We start from the raw sequence: 19833 nt of genomic DNA on the forward strand, positions 1-19833 counted from the left end.
GTCCGAAGTCCCCACCCTCCCGGCCTTTGGGCCGCTCCCCCGCAGGACCCGCCGGGTCCACGGTGGTGCCACGCCCGCCCCAGGACGCCGGAGGCGCGGCCGGGGACCGGGAGACGGAGGAGGGAGCGTCATGTCCGAGACCACGGTGGAGCAGCGCGCCGACTGGGGCACGCTCACCGAGCGGCTCAGCGCCGCCTCGGCAGGCAACGAGGTGACCATCGAGATCCTCGACGCGGAGGGCGGCGATGCATCGATGGTCGAGCGGCTGCCGTTCTCCGGCATCACCTACGACCACAAGGACGACGTCCTCGTCGTGTCCGTCGGTGGGAGCGAACCGCGGTTCCCGGTGCAGCTGCGCCACGTGATCGAGCACCCGACCGAGATCCAGTTCGACGTGGTGCGGCAGGGCGGAGCGCTCAAGGTCACCGACGCGTCGGGTACGACCACGCTGATCAGCATCCTGCGGCGTTCCGACCGCGGCGATCACGGTTCCTCGCAGCCGTAGCCGGCGCGGCGGGCGCGGCGAGGGACGTCGGCATGACGGGGTGGTTGCTCCGCTACGACGGGTGGGATCCCTCCGCGGAGGCGCTGCGCGAGTCGCTGTGCGCGCTGGGCAACGGGCGGTTCGCCACGCGCGCCGCCGCCCCGGAGAACCGAGCGGGGAACGGGTCCTACCCCGGGACCTACGCCGCGGGCGTGTTCGACCGCCTGCCCGACGTGGTCGACGGCCACCGGCTGGAGAACGAGAGCATCGTCAACCTGCCCGACTGGCAGTCGCTCACCTTCCGCATCGACGACGGCGCCTGGCTGGACCTCTCCGCCCTGGCCGTCACCGGATACGTGCAGGAGCTCGACCTGCGCCGCGGCGTGCTGACCCGCCGGTTCGTCGTCGAGGACCAGCAGGGGCGGCGGACCGGGGTGGCCCAGCGACGCCTGGTCTCCATGGCCGACCCGTGCCTGGCCGCCCTGGACCTCACCGTGGAGGCCGAGAACTGGTCGGGCACGCTGACCGTCCGCTCGGCCCTGGACGGGCGGGTCACCAACGACGGGGTCGCCCGGTACCGCGGGCTGGACGGGCGGCACCTCGTGGACCTCCGGCCCGTGGTCGACGGCGACGTCCTCGGGCTCGACGCCCGCACCGTCCAGTCGGGTGTCGTCGTGAGCCTGGCCGCCCGGCACCGCGTGCTCGTCGACGGACGGCCCGCCACGGCCGGGACGGAGACGGCCACGGAGCCGGGCTGCGCGGCGGTCGACCTCGTCCTGGCCGTCGATCCGGGCCGACCGGTGACCGTCGAGAAGATCGCCGCTCTGTGCACCTCGCGCGACCGCGGCATCGGCGAACCCGGTGAGGCGGCACGTGACGAGATCGCCCGGGCCGGGAGCTTCGCCGACGTCCTCGCCCGGCACGAGCTGGCGTGGGACCACCTCTGGACCCGGTGCGACGTGCGGATCACCGGCCCGGTCCGCGCCACCCTCGTGCTCCGGCTGCACGTGTTCCACCTGCTGCAGAGCGTCTCCCCGCACAGCGTCGACCTGGACGTGGGCATCCCCGCGCGGGGACTGCACGGTGAGGCGTACCGCGGCCACGTCTTCTGGGACGAGGTGTTCGTGCTCCCCTTCCTGAACCTGCGGCTGCCCGAGGTGGCCCGGGCGATGCTGCTCTACCGCTGGCGCCGCCTGCCGCAGGCCCGCGCGAGCGCCCGGGCCGTCGGCCGGCGAGGAGCCATGTTCCCTTGGCAGAGCGGCTCGACGGGTCGCGAGGAGACGCAGACCATGCACCTCAACCCGCGGTCCCAGCGGTGGCTGCCCGACAACTCCCACCTGCAGCGGCACATCGGCCTGGCGGTCGCCTACAACAACACCTGGCGGTACTACGAGGCGACCGGGGACGTCGACTTCCTCAGCGAGTACGGCGCCGAACTCATCCTGTCCGTGGCCGCGTTCTGGGGTGACCTGGCCAGCTACGACCCCGTCGGGGACCGCTTCGACATCTGCGGGGTGATGGGCCCCGACGAGTACCACGACGCCCTGCCCGGCGCGGACTCCCCGGGGCTCGACGACAACGCCTACACCAACGTGATGGCGGCCTGGACGCTCACCCGGGCGCTCGAGTGCCTCGACGTGCTCCTCCCGGGCCGACGGCACGAACTCCTCGACCTCCTGGACATCCGCCGCGCGGACCTGGAGCACTGGCAGCACGTCAGCCGGAAGCTCCGGCTGTGCTGGGCGGACGGCGTGCTGCTCCAGTTCAGGGGGTACGACCAGCTCGAGGAGTTCGACTGGGCCGGGTACCGGGAGCGCTACGGCGACATCAGCCGGCTGGACCGCATCCTGGAGGCCGAGGGACGCAGCCCCAACGACTACAAGCTGTCCAAGCAGGCCGACGTCCTCATGCTGTTCCAGCTGCTCACGTCCGACGAGCTGTACGCCGTCCTGGACCGTCTCGGGTACCCGCACGACCGGCACACCATCCCGCGTTCGGTCGCGTACTACCTGGAGCGCACCAGCCACGGGTCGACCCTGTCGAAGGTCGTGCACGCGTGGGTCCTGGCCCGGGGGGACCGGCGGAGGGCGTGGAACTGGTTCCTCGAGGCCCTCGAGAGCGACGTGGCGGACGTGCAGGGCGGCACCACGGGAGAAGGGATCCACCTCGGCGCCATGGCCGGGACCCTCGACCTGCTCCAGCGCGGGTTCACCGGCCTGGAGACACGCGAGGAGGTCCTGGGCTTCGACCCCTTCCTGCCGGACGCCCTCGGCAGCGTGCGGTTCCGGTTGCGCTACCGGCGGCACAGCGAGGTGGAGGTGACCATCGACCACGACACGCTCACCGTCGGCGGTTCCTCCACCGGCTCGACGGTGCTGCCGGTGCGGGTCCGGGACAAGCACTTCAGGCTCGATCCGCGGGGCAGCCTCGCCATCCCCCTGCGCCGGCGACGCGGTGACTGACGCCTCCTCGGCCCCCCGAGGACATCCCCCGACGCAGAGGAGATCCCGTGACCGATCCGACCAGCCCGGCCCCGGTGGTCGTGGGGCTCGACGGCTCCGCCGACGCCTGGGCGGCGGCCGAGCTCGCCGCGGAGGAGGCGCGCCGACGGGGTGCCCCGGTCGAGCTGCTGTTCGCGTTCCCGTGGCCGGAGGGCGCGCGGGTCGCGGCGCCGGAGGGGTTCGACGGACGGGCCGCGATGCACGTGATGGCGGAACTGGTGCTCGAGACGGCGGTCGACACCCTGCGGCGACGCGTCCCCGGCCTCACGGTCGGATCCCGGATGCACGTGGGCGCGGCTCCCGACGTGCTGGTGGCCGCCAGCAGGTCGGCGCAGCTGCTCTGCGTCGGGTCCCGGAGCAGCGGCTCGATCGACGACGTCGTCCTGGGATCCACGGCGTCGGCCGTCGCCCGGCACGCTGCGTGCCCGGTGCTGGTCGTCCCCCTGCGCGCCGGGTCCACGGTCACCGGCCGGTCCGGCGTGGTGGTCGGTGTCGACGGACCGGAGGACGACCCGGTGCTGGACGCCGCGTTCGACGCGGCGGAGGCGCGCGACTGCGGACTGGTGGCCGTGCACACCTGGCGGCACCCCTTCCCCGGAGCGGCCCACGTCGTCCTCGACCCCCTGATCGGTGCCGACGCCGCCCAGCGGCGCCAGGAGTCCCTCCTGGACGACCTCCTGACGTCCCGGACGACCCGCCGGCCCGACGTGCCCGTCCGCCGGGTGGTCGAGCAGGCCCGGGCCGCGGACGTGCTGCTGTCGGCGGCCCTGACCGCGGAGCTCCTCGTGGTCGGCCGGCATCACCGGCCCGGCGGGCCGCTGGGCACGCTCCGGTCGACGACGAACGCGGTGCTGCACCGGGCCGGCTGCCCGGTGGAGGTCGTCCCCGGGGCCGGACCGGCGGAGGCCGGAAGACCCGGGGCGCGCTGACCGGGCCCGCTCGGCGGGACGGGCACGGGGTCCGCGGGACCACCGAGGTCGTGGAGCCGGGTCACGGCGTCCCCCGGGGCGTCGGCTGGGCACCGACGCCAGGGACGCGAACCCCTCGGTCACCGGGTCGGCGGTCCGCCGCGGGGTCGGAGACACCGTCGGAGGGGAGGCCACCTCGCCGGCCCACGAGCTCCACCAGCAGCCCGGCGACGACCCCCAGGGCAGCCGCCACGGCCATCCCCTGCGCGGTCGGCTCCAGCAGGAGCACGTCGGTCCGGACGGTGGGGAGCGCGACGGCGCCCGCCGAGAGGCCGGCCATGGTCCCGATCAGGGCCACCCTCCGCGGCGTGAGCGGGCGGGCCAGCACGACCAGCGTCCACAGCGCGACGACGAGGACGACGACGGTCGCCGTCGTCCTCCCCTCGGCAACCCCCGCGCCGGGGTCGAGCCAGCGGGTGGCTGCGTATCCGGTGTAGGCGGCAGCACCGATGACGATCCCGATGGGCACGGAGAACCGGAGCACCCGGCTGAGGAAGCCCGGCACGTACCGGCGGCGGTTCGGGGCCAGTGCGAGGAAGAAGCCGGGGACGCCGATGGTGAGCGTGGAGATGAGCGTCAGCTGCACCGGCGCCAGCGGGTAGGCCACCAGGGTCACCACGGTGACCAAGGCCAGCACGAGGCTGTAGACGTTCTTGACCAGGAAGAGGTTCGCCGCCCGCTCGATGTTGGCGATCACCCGCCGCCCCTCGGCGACGGCGTGCGGCAGGTGGGCGAAGCGCCCGTCGAGCAGCACCAGCTGCGCGACCGCCCGCGTGGCCGGGGCGCCGGTCCCCATGGCCACCCCGATGTCGGCGTCCTTGAGCGCCAGCGCGTCGTTCACGCCGTCCCCCGTCATGGCCACGACGTGCCCGCGGGCCTGCAGGGCCCGCACCATCGCGCGCTTCTGGTGCGGGGTGACCCGGCCGAAGACGCTCCCGGCCTCGACCGCGGCGCCCAGCTCCTCCGGGTCGTCCGGCAGCGACCGGGCGTCGACGGCATCGCCGGCGCCCGCGATCCCGGGCACGCCCACCGCCGCGGCCACGGCGCCCACCGTCCGCGGGTTGTCCCCGGAGATGACCTTGAGGGCGACCCCCTGCTCGGTGAAGTACCGCAGCACCTCGGCGGCGTCCTCCCGGATCCGCTCGGCCAGCACCACGAGCGCCTCGGGCACCAGCGCACCGGGCAGGTCGGGCTCGGCCGCGTCGCCGGACCAGGGCTGCGGGGACCGGGCCAGCAGCAGCACCCGGCGGCCCTCGGCGGCCAGGGCGTCGGCCCGCGCCCGCGCCTGCTCCTGCGCGGGCCCGGCGGGCGCCGGCAGCACCATCTCCGGCGCGCCCAGCACCCAGCTGGTCCCCGTCGCCGTGCGGACCGCCGACCACTTGCGCGCCGAGGAGAACGGCACCGCGTCCGCTCTCGCCTGACCGCCGGTGTCGGAGAAGACGGCCGCCAGGGCGCGAGCCGTGGCGTTGCCGCCGTCGGCATCGGCGAGCAGCGCCAGCGCGGCGGGCGCCGCGGCGCCGTCCGCGAGCGGCTCGAGGCGGTCGAACGCGACGTCGCCGTGGGTGAGCGTGCCGGTCTTGTCCAGGCAGACGACGTCGACGCGGGCCAGCCCCTCCACCGCCGGCAGCTCCTGCACCAAAACCTGGCGCCGGGCCAGGCCGAGCGTCGCCACCAGGAACGCCAGCGTGGTCAGCAGGACCAGGCCCTCCGGGATCATGCCGACCATCGCGCCGACCGTGCCGGTGACCGCGTCGCGCCAGTCGACGTTGTCCTCGGCGCGGAACTGGCTCCACAGCACCAGCGGGCCGACGACGAGCAGCCCGGCCGCGATCCAGCGCAGGATGCGGTTCGTCCCGTCCTGCAGCTCCGACCGCGCCCGGGTGAAGACCCGCGCCTCGGCCGCCAGCCGCGCGGCGTAGGCCTGCTCCCCCACCGCGGTGGCCTGCATCCGCCCGGCGCCGGCCAGCACCACCGACCCGGACAGCAGCTGGTCACCCGCCCCCTTGGCGACCGCGTCGGCCTCGCCGGTGAGCAGCGACTCGTCGACGGAGAGACCGGCGCCGTCACGCAGCACCCCGTCGACCGGCACCTGGTCGCCCGCCCGCACGACCAGCAGGTCGTCGAGGACGACCTGCTCGACCGCCACCTCCTCCTCCCGGCCGTCGCGCACCGGACGGGCACGCGGCGCGCTCAGCACGGCGAGGCGGTCCAGGGTCCGCTTGGCACGCACCTCCTGGACGATGCCGATGGCCGCGTTGGCCACCACCACGCCCCCGAAGAGCGTGTTCTGCCAGCGGCCCGCGAGTGCCGACACCACCCACAGGACCGCCAGCAGGGCGTTGAAGAACGTGAAGACGTTGGCCCGCAGGATCTGCGTCAGCGTGCGGCTGGTCCGCGCAGCGCCGGCATTGACCGCGCCGGTGCCGACCCGGTGCGCGACCTCGGCGGCGGTGAGCCCGGTCGGGCGGGTGACGGGCTCTTCCCCGGCCCGCACGGGCACGGGACCGGGGTGGGACACCGGGCCATCCTGGCCCGGCGGTCCCCTCGCCGGCCGGGTCCGAAGGCCCCGTTTCCTGAGACCTCGGCCACGACCGGCCCGCGGCCGGGGTCCGCGTCCCCGGGACGTTCGGCGCGCGGGAGGTGACGTGGGCCCCGGGTGGGGACCGCCGGCGCCGCCGAGGCTGGACCGTGCAGCCGCACCGAGGAGCCCTCATGGCACCGCACGCCGACCCCACCCACCCCGCTCCCCGCCCGACCGTGGCGGAGGCGCTGGAGACCGCGGTCGACCTGGCGCGGCTGGCTCCCTCGGTGCACAACACCCAGCCCTGGCGGTTCGTGCTGCACGGCGACCGGCTGGAGCTCCGCGCCGACCGCGGCCGTCAGCTGGCGGTGCTCGATCCGGTGGGGCGGGCCCTCACCGAGAGCGTCGGCGCCGCCCTGGCCAACGCACGGGTCGCCCTCGCCGCGTCGGGGTGGGCCACCGCGGTGCGGCGGTGCCCCGATCCGCGTGATCCCGATCTGCTGGCGGTGCTCGCTCCGGTCGAGGGCGCCGTGGACGCCGCCCTCACCGCGCTCGCCGGAGCCGTCCCGGACCGCCGGACGAACCGGCGCGCCTTCACCGCGGCCGAGCTGCCCGACGAGCTGCTGGGCGAGCTGGTCGCCGTCGCCGCGGAGGAGGGCGTCCAGCTGATCCCCGTCCGGTCCGCGGACCACCGGCGGCTCGTGGCAGCGCTCACCCAGCGGGCGGACGCCCTGCAGAACGCCGATCCGGCGTACCGCGCGGAGCTGCGCCGCTGGACCACCAGGTCACCCGACAGCGGGGACGGCGTGCCCCCGGCGGTCGTGCCGCACGTCGACGGCCTGCAGCACGACGACCTCCCGCTCCGCGACTTCGACAGCACGGGCACCGGTGAACTGCCGCCGGAGACCCGCTCGACCTCCGGTCAGACGCTGGTCCTGCTCGCCACCCCGCTCGACGACCGGGCGGCCTGGTTGAGCGCCGGCGAGGCGCTGGAGCGGCTGCTCCTGGTGCTGACGCTGCACGGCTGGGCCGCCAGCCCGCTGAGCTCGGCGGTGGAGGTGCCCGTCACCCGCACGCAGCTCCGGTCGGCCCTGACCTGGGACGCCCATCCGCAGATGCTGCTCCGCATCGGCCGGGCGGCGCCCACGCCCGCTCCTCCGCACCGCCTGCGCGACGACGTCGTGGAGAGCGGCACCCGCCGGCCCGGCCTGCACGTCCCGCACGAGCCCCTGGAGCAACCGGATCCGGCGCTCCTCCCCGACGCGGGGGCACCCGCCTCCCGGCCGGTTCCCGACGGCCGGGGTGGGACCACCTGGGCGTGAGGCGGGGCACCCTCCGCGCGGGTCAGGTCGACGCGGCAGCGGCCGGCTGCGCCGCCGGCTTCCCCGCCCGACGGGTGCGCTCCGGGTGCACGACCATGACCGGGCACGGCGCGTGCACGACGACGTGCAGCGCCACCGAGCCCAGCAGCATGCCGGCGATCCGGCTGCGGCTGTGGCTGCCCACCACGAGCAGCGCCGCGCCGTCGGCCACACGGGTCAGCACCTCCCCCGGGGCGCCGTCCTCCAGCCTCAGCCGCGCCGTCGTCCCGGGGCCCAGCACCTCGGCGACGATCTGCTCGGCGCGCTCCTCGAGCTGCGCGCGGGCCTCGGCGGCGGGGGGCAGGTACACGGCGTGCACCTCGCTCCAGTAGGCCACCGGCTGCTGTGCGGCGACGACCTCGAGCTCGGCGCCCAGCACCTGCGCCTCCCGCGCTGCCCGCGCCAGCGCCGCCCGCGCCGTCGCCGAGTCGTCGATCCCGACGACGACGCGGGGCGGGGGCTGCACCACCCCGGGGTGCACGACGACCACCGGGACCGGCGCGTGCGCCACGCAGTGCAGGGCGACCGACCCCAGGAGCGTGCTGCGGACGCCGCCCCGGCCGCGGCTGCCCACGACCAGCAGCTGCGCGCCCTCGGCCTCGGCGACGAGGTGCTCCGCCGCCGCGCCGCCGACCACGGTGACCTCGGTGCTCAACGCGGAGATCCCGGGGACGGCGGCGACCGCCGCATCCCGGAGCGCCTCGTCCACCGCGTCCAGCACCAGGCGCGCCGTGTCCGCCCGGACCTCGTCCAGCCGGCGGCTGTCGACCAGGTAGGGGTCGGCCCAGTAGTAGTCCACCGGGTAGGCGCTCACCAGCTCCACGGTCGCGCCCGCCCGGGCCGCCGCGGCCAGCGCCCAGACGAGGGCCGCGCGCGCCCCGGGGGACCCGTCCACGCCCACGACCCACCGCGCCGGACCGCCGTCCGCGTCGCCGTGCCCGTCGGCCTCCGCAGGCGTCCGCTCCGTCGTCACGTCGTCCTCGGCTCTCCGCCCGGACACGCGCCGGGCCTCGGACCCGAGCCTGCGTCCGGACGGCCGGGGGCGGACGAGGGCCGACGTCCCGGCCGGCGGTGACCTTCGGCCCGCCCGGCTGTGCCCTCTAGCCGCCGCACCGGTGGTCCGGGGCACCTAGCGTCGCCGTGGAGCCGGCCGGATCGTCGACCCGAGGTGACCGATGCCCCTGTCCCTGGCGCAGCGCGCCCTGCTGACCGCCGGCGTGGGTGCCTCGGCTGCGCAGCTGCTGCACGCCACCCGGAACTGGGGTGCCAGCTCCGGGGAGGTGTCCCGCGTCCTCCCCGGCGACGAGCTCGTCCCCGGCCCGGTCGAGCGGACCACCCTGGCGGTGACCGTCGAGGCCCCTCCCGAGGCGGTCTGGCCGTGGCTGGTCCAGATCGGCCAGGACCGCGGCGGCATGTACAGCTACGACCGGCTGGAGAACCTGCTCGGCCTGGACATCCACTCCACCGACGAGATCCGCGAGGAGTGGCAGCACCTGGCCGCCGGTGACCGCGTCGTCGTCGTGCCCGAGGGGTACCGGGCGATCCCGGCCGGCTACTCCTTCCCCGTGGCCGAGGTGGTGCCCGGGCGGGCGCTGGTGCTGCGCCAGGCTCCGCCGGAGCACCCGTGGGACGCCGTGTGGTCCTTCCACCTGCTACCGCACGGTCCCGGCCGGTGCCGGCTGCTCTCCCGGTCGGTCGCGCGTCGACCGCGGGGCGTCGGCCTCCGCGTGGCGAACCGGGTGATGGAGCCGGTCACGCTCGTCATGACCCGCCGGATGCTGCGCGGCATCGCCGAGCGCGCCCAGCGGCGCTGACGCCCCGCCGCGGCGCCGGGCTCCCTTGACCGCTCACGCGGCGCGGTGCCACCGTCACCAGCAGCGGCCGGAGCCGCCGTCCAAGGTGGCCCCGGTGGCCTCCGTGCGAGCGGACGGGACGGAGCGATGCCGGGACACGGGCCGGGCGACCGGCCGGGAGACAGGTCGTCGAGCCATGACCTGCTGGCCGGGATGCGGCTGGTGGAGCTGCTCAACGAGGTGCAGGAGCGGCTGCGGGCGGTGGCCCGCACGCAGGAGCGGGTCCAGGGGCTGCTCGACGCGTTCCTCAGCGTGTCCACCGGCCTGGACCTCGACTCGACGCTGCGGCGGATCGTGGAGTCCGCGATCGGCCTCGTCGACGCCCGGTACGGCGCGCTGGGGGTCCTCGGCACCCAGGGCGGCCTGTCCGCCTTCGTCCACGCCGGGATGGACGCCGAGGCGGTCGCGTCGATGCCGCACCTGCCGGAGGGCAAGGGCGTGCTGGGTCAGGTCATCGCGGAGCCCTACCCGCTGCGGATCGACGACCTCTCCACGCACCCGTCGTCCGTGGGCTTCCCCGAGGGCCACCCGCCGATGCGCAGCTTCCTCGGCGTCCCGGTCCTCGTGCGCGGGGCGGTCTACGGCAACCTCTACCTGACCGAGAAGCGCGGCGGCCCCTTCACCGCGGAGGACGAGGCCGTGCTCACCGCGCTCGCCGGGGCGGCGGGCATCGCCATCGACAACGCGCGCCTGTTCGAGGCGGGCGAGCTGCGGCGGCGGTGGTCGGTGGCCGCCGGCGACGTCCGCGAACGGCTGCTCGGGGACGTGCCGCCCGAGGAGGCGCTGGACCTCATCGTCGACCGCGTGCGGGAGCTGACCGGAGCCGACGCGGCCTGGATGCTCATGGGGCCCGACCCCCAGGACTCGCGGTACACGGTGCGCGCCCAGGCCGGAGCCGACCTCGAGGACGCCGCGGGCGCCCGGCTCCTCCCGTCGGAGGCCCCGCTGCTGGCCGCGGTGGCCGAGACGCAGGGCGTGGTGGTCCTGGACATGAGCGGGGTGGCCTACGACGGCCCCAACGCGCACATCGGCTGGGGCCCCTGCATCGCCGTCCAGCTGCGGGCCGCGGGTGCGCTCCTGGTCGCCGCCAGGCGGGCCGGTGGCGAGGCGTTCGACCCCGCGCTGGCCCCCCTCGTGGGCACGTTCGGCGACCAGATGGCCGTGGCCCTCGACCTGGCCGACCAGCAGCGCACGGCCCGCCGGCTGGACGTCTTCGAGGACCGTGACCGGATCGCGCAGGACCTCCACGACCTCGTCATCCAGCGCGTGTTCGCCGCGGGCCTGAGCCTGCAGTCGGTGCTGCCGCGGGTGACCGACGCGCAGGCCCAGCAGAGGATCCGTGCGGTGATCGAGCAACTGGACGGCACCGTGCGGGACATCCGGACGACGATCTTCGACCTGCACACCACCGAGGACGCCGACGCCGGCAGCAGCCTCCGGCGGCGCGTCCTCGACGTCGTCACCGAGACGGCGGGCGACCTCTCCCCCACCGTGCGCATGTCGGGGCCGGTGGACAGCCTGGTCGGCGGTGACCTCGCCGCCGACGTCGAGGCGGTCACCCGCGAGGCGGTGAGCAACGCCGCCCGGCACTCCGGCGCCCAGCACGTCACCGTCACCCTGGAGGTGACCGACCGGGTGGTGCTGGAGGTCCTGGACGACGGCCGCGGCATCGATGCGCGGGCGCCCCGCAGCGGGCTGCGCAACCTCAGCGACCGCGCCGTCCGGCGCAGCGGCGGCGCCACCGTCGAGGCTCGGCCGGAGGGCGGCACGCGGCTCCGGTGGTGGGCCCCGCTCGGGTGAGCGCCGGATCCGAGCCGCGGGGTCAGCGCTCCGGGATCAGCGCTCCGGGGTCAGCGCTCCGGGCGGGCCGGGCCCCCGGTGCCCCGGAGCTCCGTGGCCAGGACCGCCGCCTGGGTGCGCCGCTCCAGCCCCAGCTTGGCCAGCAGGTGGGAGACGTAGTTCTTCACGGTCTTCTCGGCCAGGTACATCCGCTCGCCGATCTGCCGGTTGGTCAGCCCCTCCCCGATGAGCTCCAGCACGGTGCGCTCCTGCTCGCTGAGCTTCGCCAGCGGCCCCGCGGGCTCAGCAGCCCGCCGCATCCGCTCGAGCACGGCCGTCGTCGCCGTCGGGTCCAGCAGGGAACCGCCCGCCGCCACGGTCCGCACCGCCGTTGACCAGGTCCTGGCCCAGGATCTGCTTGAGCAGGTAGCCCGAGGCGCCGGCCATGATCGCCTCGAACAACGCCTCGTCGTCGCTGTAGCTGGTCAGCATGATGACCTTGAGCTCCGGCACGAGGGAGCGGACGTCCCGGCAGACGGTGACGCCGTCGCCGTCGGGCAGCCGCACGTCGAGGATCGCGACGTCCGGCCGCAGCGCGGGGATGCGGGCGACCGCCTCCTTGGCGTTCTTTGCCTCGCCGACGACGGTGATCGCGGGGTCGCTCTCGAGCAGGTCGGCGACACCGCGCCGGACGATCTCGTGGTCGTCCAGGAGGAAGACCCGGATGGCCCCCACCGCCGCGCCGTCGTCCGTCGTCCCCACGGGATCCGCTCCGTCCCTGCCACCGTCCCTGCGCCCGAGGTTAGGCGTCCGACGGTGCACCGCACGCAGAGTCGAAGGTCCCGTCCTCGGCTCCTCCCGGCGCGACCACCGGCCCCGGGTGGCGGCGGCCTCGGCCTCTCCCGGGCCGGGGTCCGCGGCCGCCACGGTGGGCGCATGACCGAACCCCGCAGGCAGGTCCTCGTCGCCTTCGCGACCGCGTCCGGGTCCACCCGCGAGATCGCCGAACGCATCGGCGGGCGGCTCCGGGCGGTCGCGGACGTGGCGATGCTCCCGGCCGGGCCCGGGGTGGAGCTCGACCGGTTCGACGCGTTCGTGATCGGGAGCGCGGTGCACGACATGGCCTGGCTGCCCCCGGCCCGCGGGCTCGCCCAACGCCTCGCACCGGTGGTGCGGGGGCGCCCGGTCTGGTTCTTCAGCGTGGCCGGGATCGACCCGCGCGGCCGGACCCGGACGTGGATGGCGCACCAGGAGGCCGCGCGCGTCGCCCGGGGGCTGCCCGGCGAGCTGCACCCGCGCGACCACCGGCTGTTCGGCGGCGTGGTCCGGATGGACGGGGTTCCCCTGTGGGGACGGCTCTTCTACCGCCTCGCCCGCCAGCACCCCGGCGACCAGCGCGACTGGCCCGCGATCGACGCGTGGGCCGACGAGGTCGCCGGTGCCCTCGCGTCGTCGCCGCTCGATGCCGGCTCCCGGTGAACAGCTCCCGCGGGGTCCGGTGGCCACCGGGACGGCGGGCATTGCCGAGGTCGGGCCGCTCCGGTGAGATCGGGCGATGGACGCCGTCGCAACCCGGCCCGAGCTCCCCTCCGACGCCACCGGCCCGCTGTCCGGGGACGAACTCGCCCGCCTCGACGCCTGGTGGCGGGCCGCCAACTACCTCTCGGTCGGGCAGATCTACCTCATGGGCAACCCGCTGCTTCGGGAACCCCTGCGGCCGGAGCACATCAAGCCCCGGCTGCTCGGCCACTGGGGCACCACCCCCGGGCTGAACTTCGTGCACGCCCACCTCAACCGCGCCATCACCGCGCGCGACCTGGACATGATCTACGTGATGGGCCCCGGGCACGGCGGGCCCGGCCCGGTCGCCGCCGCCTGGCTGGAGGGCACGTACAGCCACTACTACCCGGACGTCTCGCAGGACGAGGCGGGGATGCGCCGGCTGTTCACCCAGTTCTCCTTCCCGGGCGGGGTCCCCAGCCACGTCGCCCCGGAGACCCCGGGCTCCATCCACGAGGGCGGTGAGCTCGGCTACGCCCTCGTGCACGCCTACGGGGCGGCGTTCGACAACCCCGACCTCGTGGTCGCCGCGGTCGTCGGCGACGGCGAGGCCGAGACCGGGCCGCTGGCGGCGAGCTGGCACTCGAACAAGTTCGCCGACCCGGCCACCGACGGCGCGGTGCTGCCGATCCTGCACCTCAACGGCTACAAGATCGCGAACCCGACCGTGCTGGCCCGCATCCCGCGCGAGGAACTCCTCGAGCTGCTGCGCGGCTACGGGCACACGCCCTACCTGGTGGAGGGCGACGACCCCGCCACCATGCACCAGCAGTTCGCCGCCACCCTCGACCGCTGCCTCGACGAGATCGCCGCGATCCAGCGGAGGGCGCGGGTCGACGGCGTCACCGTCCGGCCGCGGTGGCCGATGATCGTGCTGGCCTCCCCCAAGGGCTGGACCGGCCCGGAGGTCGTCGACGGCGTCCAGGTCGAGGGCACCTGGCGGGCGCACCAGGTGCCGTTCACCAACGCCCGGGACGACGACGGCCACCGCGCCGTCCTCGAGCAGTGGCTGCGCAGCTACCGGCCGGAGGAGCTCTTCGACGACGACGGCGCGCCGGTGCCCGCCGTCCGGGACCTGCACCCCGCGCACGACCGCCGGATGAGCGCCAACCCGCACGCCAACGGGGGCAAGCTCCTCTCCCCGCTGCGCATGCCCGACTTCCGCGACCAGGCCGTGCCGGTCGCGGCGCCGGGCACGGGGGCGGTCGAGTCCACCCGCGTCCTGGGGCGCTTCCTGCGCGAGGTCATGCGCGAGAACATGACGACCTTCCGGGTGTTCTCACCGGACGAGAACAACTCCAACCGGCTCGGCGACGTCCTCGACGTCACCGACCGGGCCTGGATGGCGCAGCGGCTGCCCGGGGACGACCACCTCGCCCCCGGCGGGCGGGTCATGGAGGTGCTGTCGGAGCACCTGTGCCAGGGCTGGCTGGAGGGGTACCTGCTCACCGGCCGGCACGGCTTCTTCTCCTGCTACGAGGCGTTCATCCACGTCGTCGACTCGATGTTCAACCAGCACGCCAAGTGGCTGAAGACGACGAACGGCATCCCGTGGCGGCGGCCGATCGCCTCGCTCAACTACCTGCTCACCTCGCACGTCTGGCGGCAGGACCACAACGGCTTCTCCCACCAGGACCCCGGCTTCATCGACCACGTCGTCAACAAGAAGTCCGACGTCATCCGGGTCTACCTGCCCCCGGACGCCAACACGCTGCTGTCGGTCGCCGACCACTGCCTGCGCACCCGGCAGTACGTCAACGTGATCGTCGCCGGCAAGCAGCCGGCGCTGCAGTACCTGGACGTCGACGCCGCGGTCGCGCACTGCACGAAGGGCATCGGCATCTGGGAGTGGGCGAGCACCGACGCCGGCGCCGAGCCCGACGTCGTGCTCGGCTGCGCCGGTGACATCCCGACGATGGAGACGCTGGCCGCCGTCGAGATCCTCCGCGGGTTCTTCCCCGACCTGCGCATCCGCCTCGTCAACGTCGTCGACCTCATGCGGCTGCAGGACGACCGCGAGCACCCGCACGGGCTCTCCGACCGCGAGTTCGACGCCTACTTCACCCGCGACAAGCCGGTGATCTTCGCTTACCACGGCTATCCGTGGCTGATCCACCGGCTGACCTACCGGCGCACCAACCACGACAACTTCCACGTGCGCGGCTACGTCGAGGAGGGCACCACGACGACCCCGTTCGACATCTGCGTGATGAACCGCATCGACCGCTACGACCTGGCCATCGACGTCATCGACCGGGTGCCGCGGCTGCGCGCCGTGGGCGCGCACGCCCGCGACCGGCTGCGCGACATGATCACCGAGCACCGCCAGTACGTCCGGACCCACGGCGAGGACCTGCCCGAGATCCGGAACTGGCAGTGGTCGGGGCAGCCCGGCCCCACGACGACGGGCCCGGACCCGCTGCACGAGCCGGAGGCGGGATGAGGGTCCTCGTCGTCAACGCCGGCTCCAGCAGTCTCAAGCTCACCCGCCTGGACGACGACGGCGCGGTGACCGCGGCGACGACGGTAGAGCGCTGGCGCGGCGAGGGGCACCTGGACCCGCTGACGGAGTTCCTCGGGTCGTGCGGCGAGGTGGACGCCGTCGGGCACCGGGTCGTGCACGGCGGCCCCCGGCACACCGGGCCCGCGGTCGTCGACGACCTGCTCGTGGCCTCCCTGTACTCGATCGCGCACCTGGCTCCGCTGCACCAGCCGCGCGCGCTGGCCGGCGTCCGGTCCGTGCGCGAGCTGCTCCCCGGCGTGCCGGCGGTGGCCTGCTTCGACACGTCCTTCCACGCCACGATCCCGGCCGCGGCGGCCACCTACGCGGTGCCGCACGAGTGGAACGAGCGCTGGGGGCTGCGGCGGTACGGCTTCCACGGGCTGTCCCACGCCTACGCCGTCCGCCGGGGCGCGGAGCTGGTGGGCCGGCCGGTCGAGGAGCTGCGCGTCGTCTCCTGCCACCTGGGCGCGGGGGCGTCGCTGGCCGCCGTCCGCGGCGGGGTCTCGGTGGACACCACGATGGGCTTCACCCCGCTGGCCGGGCTGGTGATGAACACCCGGCCGGGCACGCTGGACCCCGGGCTGCTGCTCTGGCTGCTCGAGCACGGCGACGTGCCCGAACCGGAGCTGGCCGACGTGCTGGAGCACCACGCGGGCCTCAAGGGCCTGTCCGGGACGGAGTCCGGCGACCTCCGCGACGTCCTGGCCGGCCGGGACGCCGGGGATGCGCGCTGCGCCCTGGCCGTCGACGTCTACCTGCACCGGCTGTACCGCGAGATCGCGGCCATGACCGCCGCCACCGGCGGGCTGGACCTGCTCCTGTTCACCGGCGGCGTCGGCGAGCACGCGTGGCAGGTGCGGCAGGCGGTCGCGGACGCGCTGGGGCACGTCGGTGTCGCCGTCGACGCCGACCGGAACATCGCCGCCACGGCCGACGCCGACATCGGTGCGGACGGCGCCGCCGCCCGCACCGTCGTCGTCACGGCGCGCGAGGACCTCGAGATCCGCCAGCAGGTGCTCGACGCGCTGGGTGCCGCCCCTGCTGGTTCCGGTCGAGGCCGTGCTGCCGGGTGAGGAGCGCCCGCTCGCCGGCGGGCTTCACCGGTACCCGCCGTCGAGGCGGAGCACCGCACCCGTGCAGTACGACGACGCCGCACCGGCGAGGAACAGGGCGGCACCCACGACCTCGCCGGGCTCCCCCGCGCGCTCCAGGGCGATCGTCTTCCGAGCCCGCTCGGCGAAGGCGTCGAGGTCCCAGGCGGTGGAGATGTCGGTGAGGAACGGGCCGGCCTGGATGGCGTTGACCCGCACCGTGGGGCCGAAGGCGTGCGCGAACCCCTCGGTGAGGGTGTTCAGCCCGGCCTTCGCCGCGGCGTAGGGCAGCTCGGCCGGCGTCGGGCGGATCGCGGCGACGGACGACACGTTGATGATCGAGCCCCCCGCGCCGGCCGCCATCCGGGTGCCGACCAGCGCGGTGAGCCGGAACGGCCCCTTGAGGTTGACCGCCACCACCTTGTCCCAGAGCGCCTCGCCCACCAGGTCCAGGCTCGGGTACAGCGGCGAGAGCCCGGCGTTGTTGACCAGGACGTCGACCCGGCCGAACTCCGCGTAGGCCCGCTCGACGAGGGCGTCGCACTGGTCCCAGGAGCTGACGTTGCACGCGACCGGCAGCGCCCGGACCCCGTGCTCCTCGGCGATCTCGCGGGCCGCCGTCGCGCAGGCCTCGAGCTTGCGGCTGGCGATCACCACGTCGGCGCCGTGCGCGGCGAACGCGCCGGCCATGGCCCGGCCCAGGCCGCGGCTCCCACCGGTCACGAGGGCGACCTTGCCCGTCAGGTCGAACAGCGGGTCGGTCACCGGATCAGCGTCCGGGCCTGGGCGAACAGAGCCAGGGTGTGCGCGTGCAGCTGGTCGCCGACCGCCACCGGGGCCAGGCCGGCGCAGGCGCGGGCGTGGGTCCCCTCCAGCACGATGCCGAGCTTGAAGCAGGCCAGCACCCGGTACCAGGTGATCGCGGAGAGGTCGCGGCTGCTGTGCTCGGCGTAGCAGGCGACCAGCTCGTCCGGCGTCGCCAGCCCGCCGGCCGCGGCGAGCGCCGAGGGGCGCTGCGAGCCGGGGGCGCCGTCCTGCGCCGGCCACGTCGCGAGCAGCCAGCCGAGGTCGAGCAGCGGATCCCCGACCGTGACCATCTCCCAGTCGACGACGGCGGCCACCTCCGGGCCGGTGCGGGAGAACAGCAGGTTGGCCAGGTGGAAGTCGCCGTGCACGAGGCCGGGACGGGCCGCCGGCGGACGGTGCCGCTCCAGCCAGCGGGCCACCTCGCCGACGCCGGGGATCTCGGGGCCCGGGTAGCCGTCGAGCGCGGCGTAGGAGTCCAGCTCGCGCAGCCACCGGCCCACCTGCCGCTCGAGGAACCCCTCGGGGTGCCCGAGGTCGCCCAGCCCGAGGGCCTCGTGGTCGATCTCGCCGAGGACCGCCGCGGCACGGGCGGCGCTGCGGCCCATCGCGGCCCGCAGCGCCGGGTCGCCGGCGTGCGGCTCCGGCAGCTCGACGGTCGCGTTGAATCCGTCGACGTCCTCCATGAGGTAGAAGACGGCCCCGCCGAGAACGCCGGGGTCCGCGCACGCCGCGATGACGGCGGGGACGGGCACGGGGGTGGACGCGAGTGCTGCCAGCACCCGCATCTCCCGGACCAGCGCGTCGTTGCTGCGCGGGCGGAGGTGCCGGGGCGGGCGGCGGAGCACGTACCGACGTCCGCCCCGCCGCACCCGCAGCATCACGTTCTGGGTCCCGCCGGGGATCGGGTCGAACTGGCCGAACTCGCCCCTCGGCAGGCCCTGGTCGTCCATCCAGCGCCCGAGGGCGGCGACGTCCACCAGCGCCGGGTCGACGTCGCCCGGCGTCGTGGTCACGCGTCCCTCGCCGTGCCGGCGCCCTGCCGTCGGGCGTTCGCCGTCCTGCGCCGGCCGGCGAGCGCGTAGGCGGCCACGACGACGACCACCCCGGCGCCCATCCCGGCGAGCGTCCAGCGCAGCCCGAGGAAGTCGGCGAGCAGCCCCAGCGGGAGGGCGGCGATGCCGAAGGCGCCGAAGCTCAGCATGACCAGGCCCTGCACCCGCCCCTGGAACTCCGGATCGGTCAGGTCGAGCAGCTGCGACTGGTTGCTGGTCTGGAAGGCGAGCATCGCCCCGCCGACGACGAGCAGCACGACGACGGCGACGTAGGCGGTCGGCGCCACGGCGAGCGAGCAGATGGCCAGGCCGAAGAGGGCGCCCGCGCCCACGAAGACCCGCCGGCGCCGCACCCACGCGCCACGCCGCCCGGAGGAGGAGACCCGCCGCGACACCACCGACGGCGGAGGTCGCGGACAGCACCCCGTAGCCGGCCGACCCCAGGTCGAACAGGTCGCTGGCGATGGTCGGCATGAACGCCAGGTACGGCATCCCGAGCATGGTGACGCCGACGCCGCACCACACCAGGGCGTTCAGCTCGCGGTGCCGGTGCACGTAGCGGACGCCGTCGGCCAGCTCGCCCAGCGGGGAGCGGCCCGACGGCTCCCCCGGCCGCCCGGCCGGCAGCGCGGCGGTCAGCATCAGGCCGACGACCGCCAGACCGGCGCTGACGAGGAAGACCGCCTGGATGCCCCAGGCGACCGAACCGATGACCACTCCGGCCAGCGCGGGCCCGGCCACCCGGTTCACCTCGGCGTTGACCATCAGCAGGGAGACGGCCGCGGGCATCGACCCGCGCGGGACCAGCTCGGCGAGGAAGGCCATCCGGCCCGGGCCGAAGAGCGCGAACCCCGCCGCCTGCAGCACGCTGGCCCACCAGCAGCATCCAGTAGGCGATGACGTCGAAGACGACGGCCAGCCCGATGCCGGCGCTCGACACCGCCAGCAGCAGCACCGAGAGCTGCAGCACCATCCGCTTCGGCAACCGGTCGGCGGCCACGCCGCCCCACGGGGTCGCCAGCAGCAGGGCCACGCCGAACGCCAGCAGGATCCCGCCCAGGGCGGCGTTCGACCCGGTCAGCTCGAAGGCGAGCCAGCCGCGGGCGATCGCCTGCGCCATGACGCCCAGGAAGACCGCCGCGGAGTTGAGGTACAGCACCAGGAAGCCGCCGAGCCGCAGGATCGCCATCCCGCCGAGCACCGCAGGCTCCGGTGGAACGGGTGGGAGCGCCTCGCCCGGCACCGGAACCGCCGGCACCGGGACCTCGGGTGACAGGACCGGCCCGTCGACGTGGCGGACGGCTTCCCCGCTCATGGCCCTCCTCGACCGGCGCCCGCGCGCGGCAGCCGGCA

At 75.2% G+C, this 19833-nt stretch carries 16 protein-coding genes and 1 pseudogene; 9 read left to right on the top strand and 8 right to left on the bottom strand.

Features of this window, described 5'->3' with window-relative positions:
• Nucleotides 1–130 precede the first annotated feature (130 nt).
• From JKP75_RS09745 to JKP75_RS09755, 3 genes are read left to right on the top strand one after another with little or no spacing between them, the layout of a single operon-like run.
• Nucleotides 131–505: a DUF5335 family protein gene (locus tag JKP75_RS09745; protein WP_200491616.1), complete on the top strand. Its 375-nt coding sequence runs from the start codon at nucleotides 131–133 to the stop codon at nucleotides 503–505.
• A gap of 32 nt (nucleotides 506–537) precedes the next feature.
• Nucleotides 538–2946 (top strand): glycoside hydrolase family 65 protein, encoded by a 2409-nt coding sequence (locus JKP75_RS09750; RefSeq protein WP_200493014.1) that lies wholly within the window; start codon nucleotides 538–540, stop codon nucleotides 2944–2946.
• 47 nt (nucleotides 2947–2993) lie between these two features.
• Nucleotides 2994–3914, top strand: coding sequence for a universal stress protein (locus JKP75_RS09755; protein ID WP_200491614.1), 921 nt, complete (start codon nucleotides 2994–2996; stop codon nucleotides 3912–3914).
• A 61-nt stretch (nucleotides 3915–3975) separates the two neighbouring features.
• On the opposite strand, the gene JKP75_RS09760 is transcribed toward JKP75_RS09755, so the two are convergent.
• On the bottom strand, nucleotides 3976–6471 hold the full coding sequence (locus JKP75_RS09760; protein ID WP_200491613.1) for an HAD-IC family P-type ATPase: 2496 nt from the start codon (nucleotides 6469–6471) through the stop codon (nucleotides 3976–3978).
• A 194-nt stretch (nucleotides 6472–6665) separates the two neighbouring features.
• On the opposite strand from JKP75_RS09760, the gene JKP75_RS09765 reads away from it, so the two are divergent.
• On the top strand, nucleotides 6666–7796 hold the full coding sequence (locus tag JKP75_RS09765) for an Acg family FMN-binding oxidoreductase (protein ID WP_200493015.1): 1131 nt from the start codon (nucleotides 6666–6668) through the stop codon (nucleotides 7794–7796).
• A 22-nt stretch (nucleotides 7797–7818) separates the two neighbouring features.
• On the opposite strand, the gene JKP75_RS09770 is transcribed toward JKP75_RS09765, so the two are convergent.
• Nucleotides 7819–8808, bottom strand: a complete 990-nt coding sequence (locus JKP75_RS09770; protein WP_200491611.1) for a universal stress protein — start codon at nucleotides 8806–8808, stop codon at nucleotides 7819–7821.
• Nucleotides 8809–9010: 202 nt separating this feature from the next.
• Between JKP75_RS09770 and JKP75_RS09775 the strand changes: the two genes are divergently transcribed.
• Nucleotides 9011–9649, top strand: a complete 639-nt coding sequence (locus JKP75_RS09775) for an SRPBCC family protein (RefSeq protein WP_200493016.1) — start codon at nucleotides 9011–9013, stop codon at nucleotides 9647–9649.
• Nucleotides 9650–9775: 126 nt separating this feature from the next.
• Entirely contained in the window at nucleotides 9776–11488 is a 1713-nt protein-coding gene (locus JKP75_RS09780) for a GAF domain-containing sensor histidine kinase (RefSeq protein ID WP_200493017.1), read from the top strand.
• Between the two features lie 50 nt (nucleotides 11489–11538).
• Here JKP75_RS09780 and JKP75_RS24495 read toward each other — a convergent pair whose 3' ends face one another.
• Nucleotides 11539–11787, bottom strand: a complete 249-nt coding sequence (locus JKP75_RS24495) for a response regulator transcription factor (RefSeq protein WP_375539242.1) — start codon at nucleotides 11785–11787, stop codon at nucleotides 11539–11541.
• On the bottom strand, nucleotides 11771–12229 hold the full coding sequence (locus JKP75_RS24500; RefSeq protein WP_375539243.1) for a response regulator transcription factor: 459 nt from the start codon (nucleotides 12227–12229) through the stop codon (nucleotides 11771–11773). The genes JKP75_RS24495 and JKP75_RS24500 overlap by 17 nt, the downstream gene beginning before the upstream one ends.
• 174 nt (nucleotides 12230–12403) lie before the next feature.
• On the opposite strand from JKP75_RS24500, the gene JKP75_RS09790 reads away from it, so the two are divergent.
• The 3 genes from JKP75_RS09790 to JKP75_RS09800 all read left to right on the top strand — a co-directional run bounded on the left by JKP75_RS09790 (nucleotide 12404) and on the right by JKP75_RS09800 (nucleotide 16603).
• Nucleotides 12404–12946 (top strand): flavodoxin domain-containing protein, encoded by a 543-nt coding sequence (locus JKP75_RS09790; RefSeq protein ID WP_200493018.1) that lies wholly within the window; start codon nucleotides 12404–12406, stop codon nucleotides 12944–12946.
• 76 nt (nucleotides 12947–13022) lie between these two features.
• Nucleotides 13023–15470, top strand: a complete 2448-nt coding sequence (locus JKP75_RS09795) for a phosphoketolase (protein WP_200491606.1) — start codon at nucleotides 13023–13025, stop codon at nucleotides 15468–15470.
• Nucleotides 15467–16603, top strand: coding sequence for an acetate/propionate family kinase (locus JKP75_RS09800; RefSeq protein WP_200491605.1), 1137 nt, complete (start codon nucleotides 15467–15469; stop codon nucleotides 16601–16603). The genes JKP75_RS09795 and JKP75_RS09800 overlap by 4 nt, the downstream gene beginning before the upstream one ends.
• Nucleotides 16604–16627: 24 nt before the next feature.
• Here the strand turns inward: JKP75_RS09800 and JKP75_RS09805 are convergent, their stop codons facing one another.
• From JKP75_RS09805 to JKP75_RS24505, 4 genes and pseudogenes are all read right to left on the bottom strand, one after another.
• Complete coding sequence (locus JKP75_RS09805; protein WP_309229723.1) at nucleotides 16628–17386, bottom strand: SDR family oxidoreductase; 759 nt, start codon at nucleotides 17384–17386, stop codon at nucleotides 16628–16630.
• Nucleotides 17383–18441 (bottom strand): phosphotransferase family protein, encoded by a 1059-nt coding sequence (locus JKP75_RS21105; RefSeq protein ID WP_309229724.1) that lies wholly within the window; start codon nucleotides 18439–18441, stop codon nucleotides 17383–17385. Before JKP75_RS21105 ends, JKP75_RS09805 begins: the two co-directional genes overlap by 4 nt.
• Entirely contained in the window at nucleotides 18438–18833 is a 396-nt protein-coding gene (locus JKP75_RS21110) for an MFS transporter (RefSeq protein ID WP_242473275.1), read from the bottom strand. Before JKP75_RS21110 ends, JKP75_RS21105 begins: the two co-directional genes overlap by 4 nt.
• A gap of 73 nt (nucleotides 18834–18906) precedes the next feature.
• A pseudogene (locus JKP75_RS24505) lies at nucleotides 18907–19305 on the bottom strand (MFS transporter); the annotation flags it as partial.
• Nucleotides 19306–19833: the final 528 nt, after the last annotated feature.

It is taken from the genome of Blastococcus sp. TML/M2B, from assembly GCF_016612865.1.
In the GTDB taxonomy this organism is placed as follows: Bacteria; Actinomycetota; Actinomycetes; order Mycobacteriales; family Geodermatophilaceae; genus Blastococcus.

Excerpts from the sequence above, each read along its gene's own strand:
- JKP75_RS09780 (WP_200493017.1), top strand. The coding sequence starts at position 9,776 with ATGCCGGGACACGGGCCGGGCGACCGGCCGGGAGACAGGTCGTCGAGC.
- JKP75_RS09790 (WP_200493018.1), top strand. The coding sequence starts at position 12,404 with ATGACCGAACCCCGCAGGCAGGTCCTCGTCGCCTTCGCGACCGCGTCC.
- JKP75_RS09750 (WP_200493014.1), top strand. The coding sequence starts at position 538 with ATGACGGGGTGGTTGCTCCGCTACGACGGGTGGGATCCCTCCGCGGAG.
- JKP75_RS09800 (WP_200491605.1), top strand. The coding sequence starts at position 15,467 with ATGAGGGTCCTCGTCGTCAACGCCGGCTCCAGCAGTCTCAAGCTCACC.
- JKP75_RS09775 (WP_200493016.1), top strand. The coding sequence starts at position 9,011 with ATGCCCCTGTCCCTGGCGCAGCGCGCCCTGCTGACCGCCGGCGTGGGT.
- JKP75_RS09745 (WP_200491616.1), top strand. The coding sequence starts at position 131 with ATGTCCGAGACCACGGTGGAGCAGCGCGCCGACTGGGGCACGCTCACC.
- JKP75_RS09765 (WP_200493015.1), top strand. The coding sequence starts at position 6,666 with ATGGCACCGCACGCCGACCCCACCCACCCCGCTCCCCGCCCGACCGTG.
- JKP75_RS09795 (WP_200491606.1), top strand. The coding sequence starts at position 13,023 with ATGGACGCCGTCGCAACCCGGCCCGAGCTCCCCTCCGACGCCACCGGC.
- JKP75_RS24495 (WP_375539242.1), bottom strand. The coding sequence starts at position 11,787 with ATGCGGCGGGCTGCTGAGCCCGCGGGGCCGCTGGCGAAGCTCAGCGAG.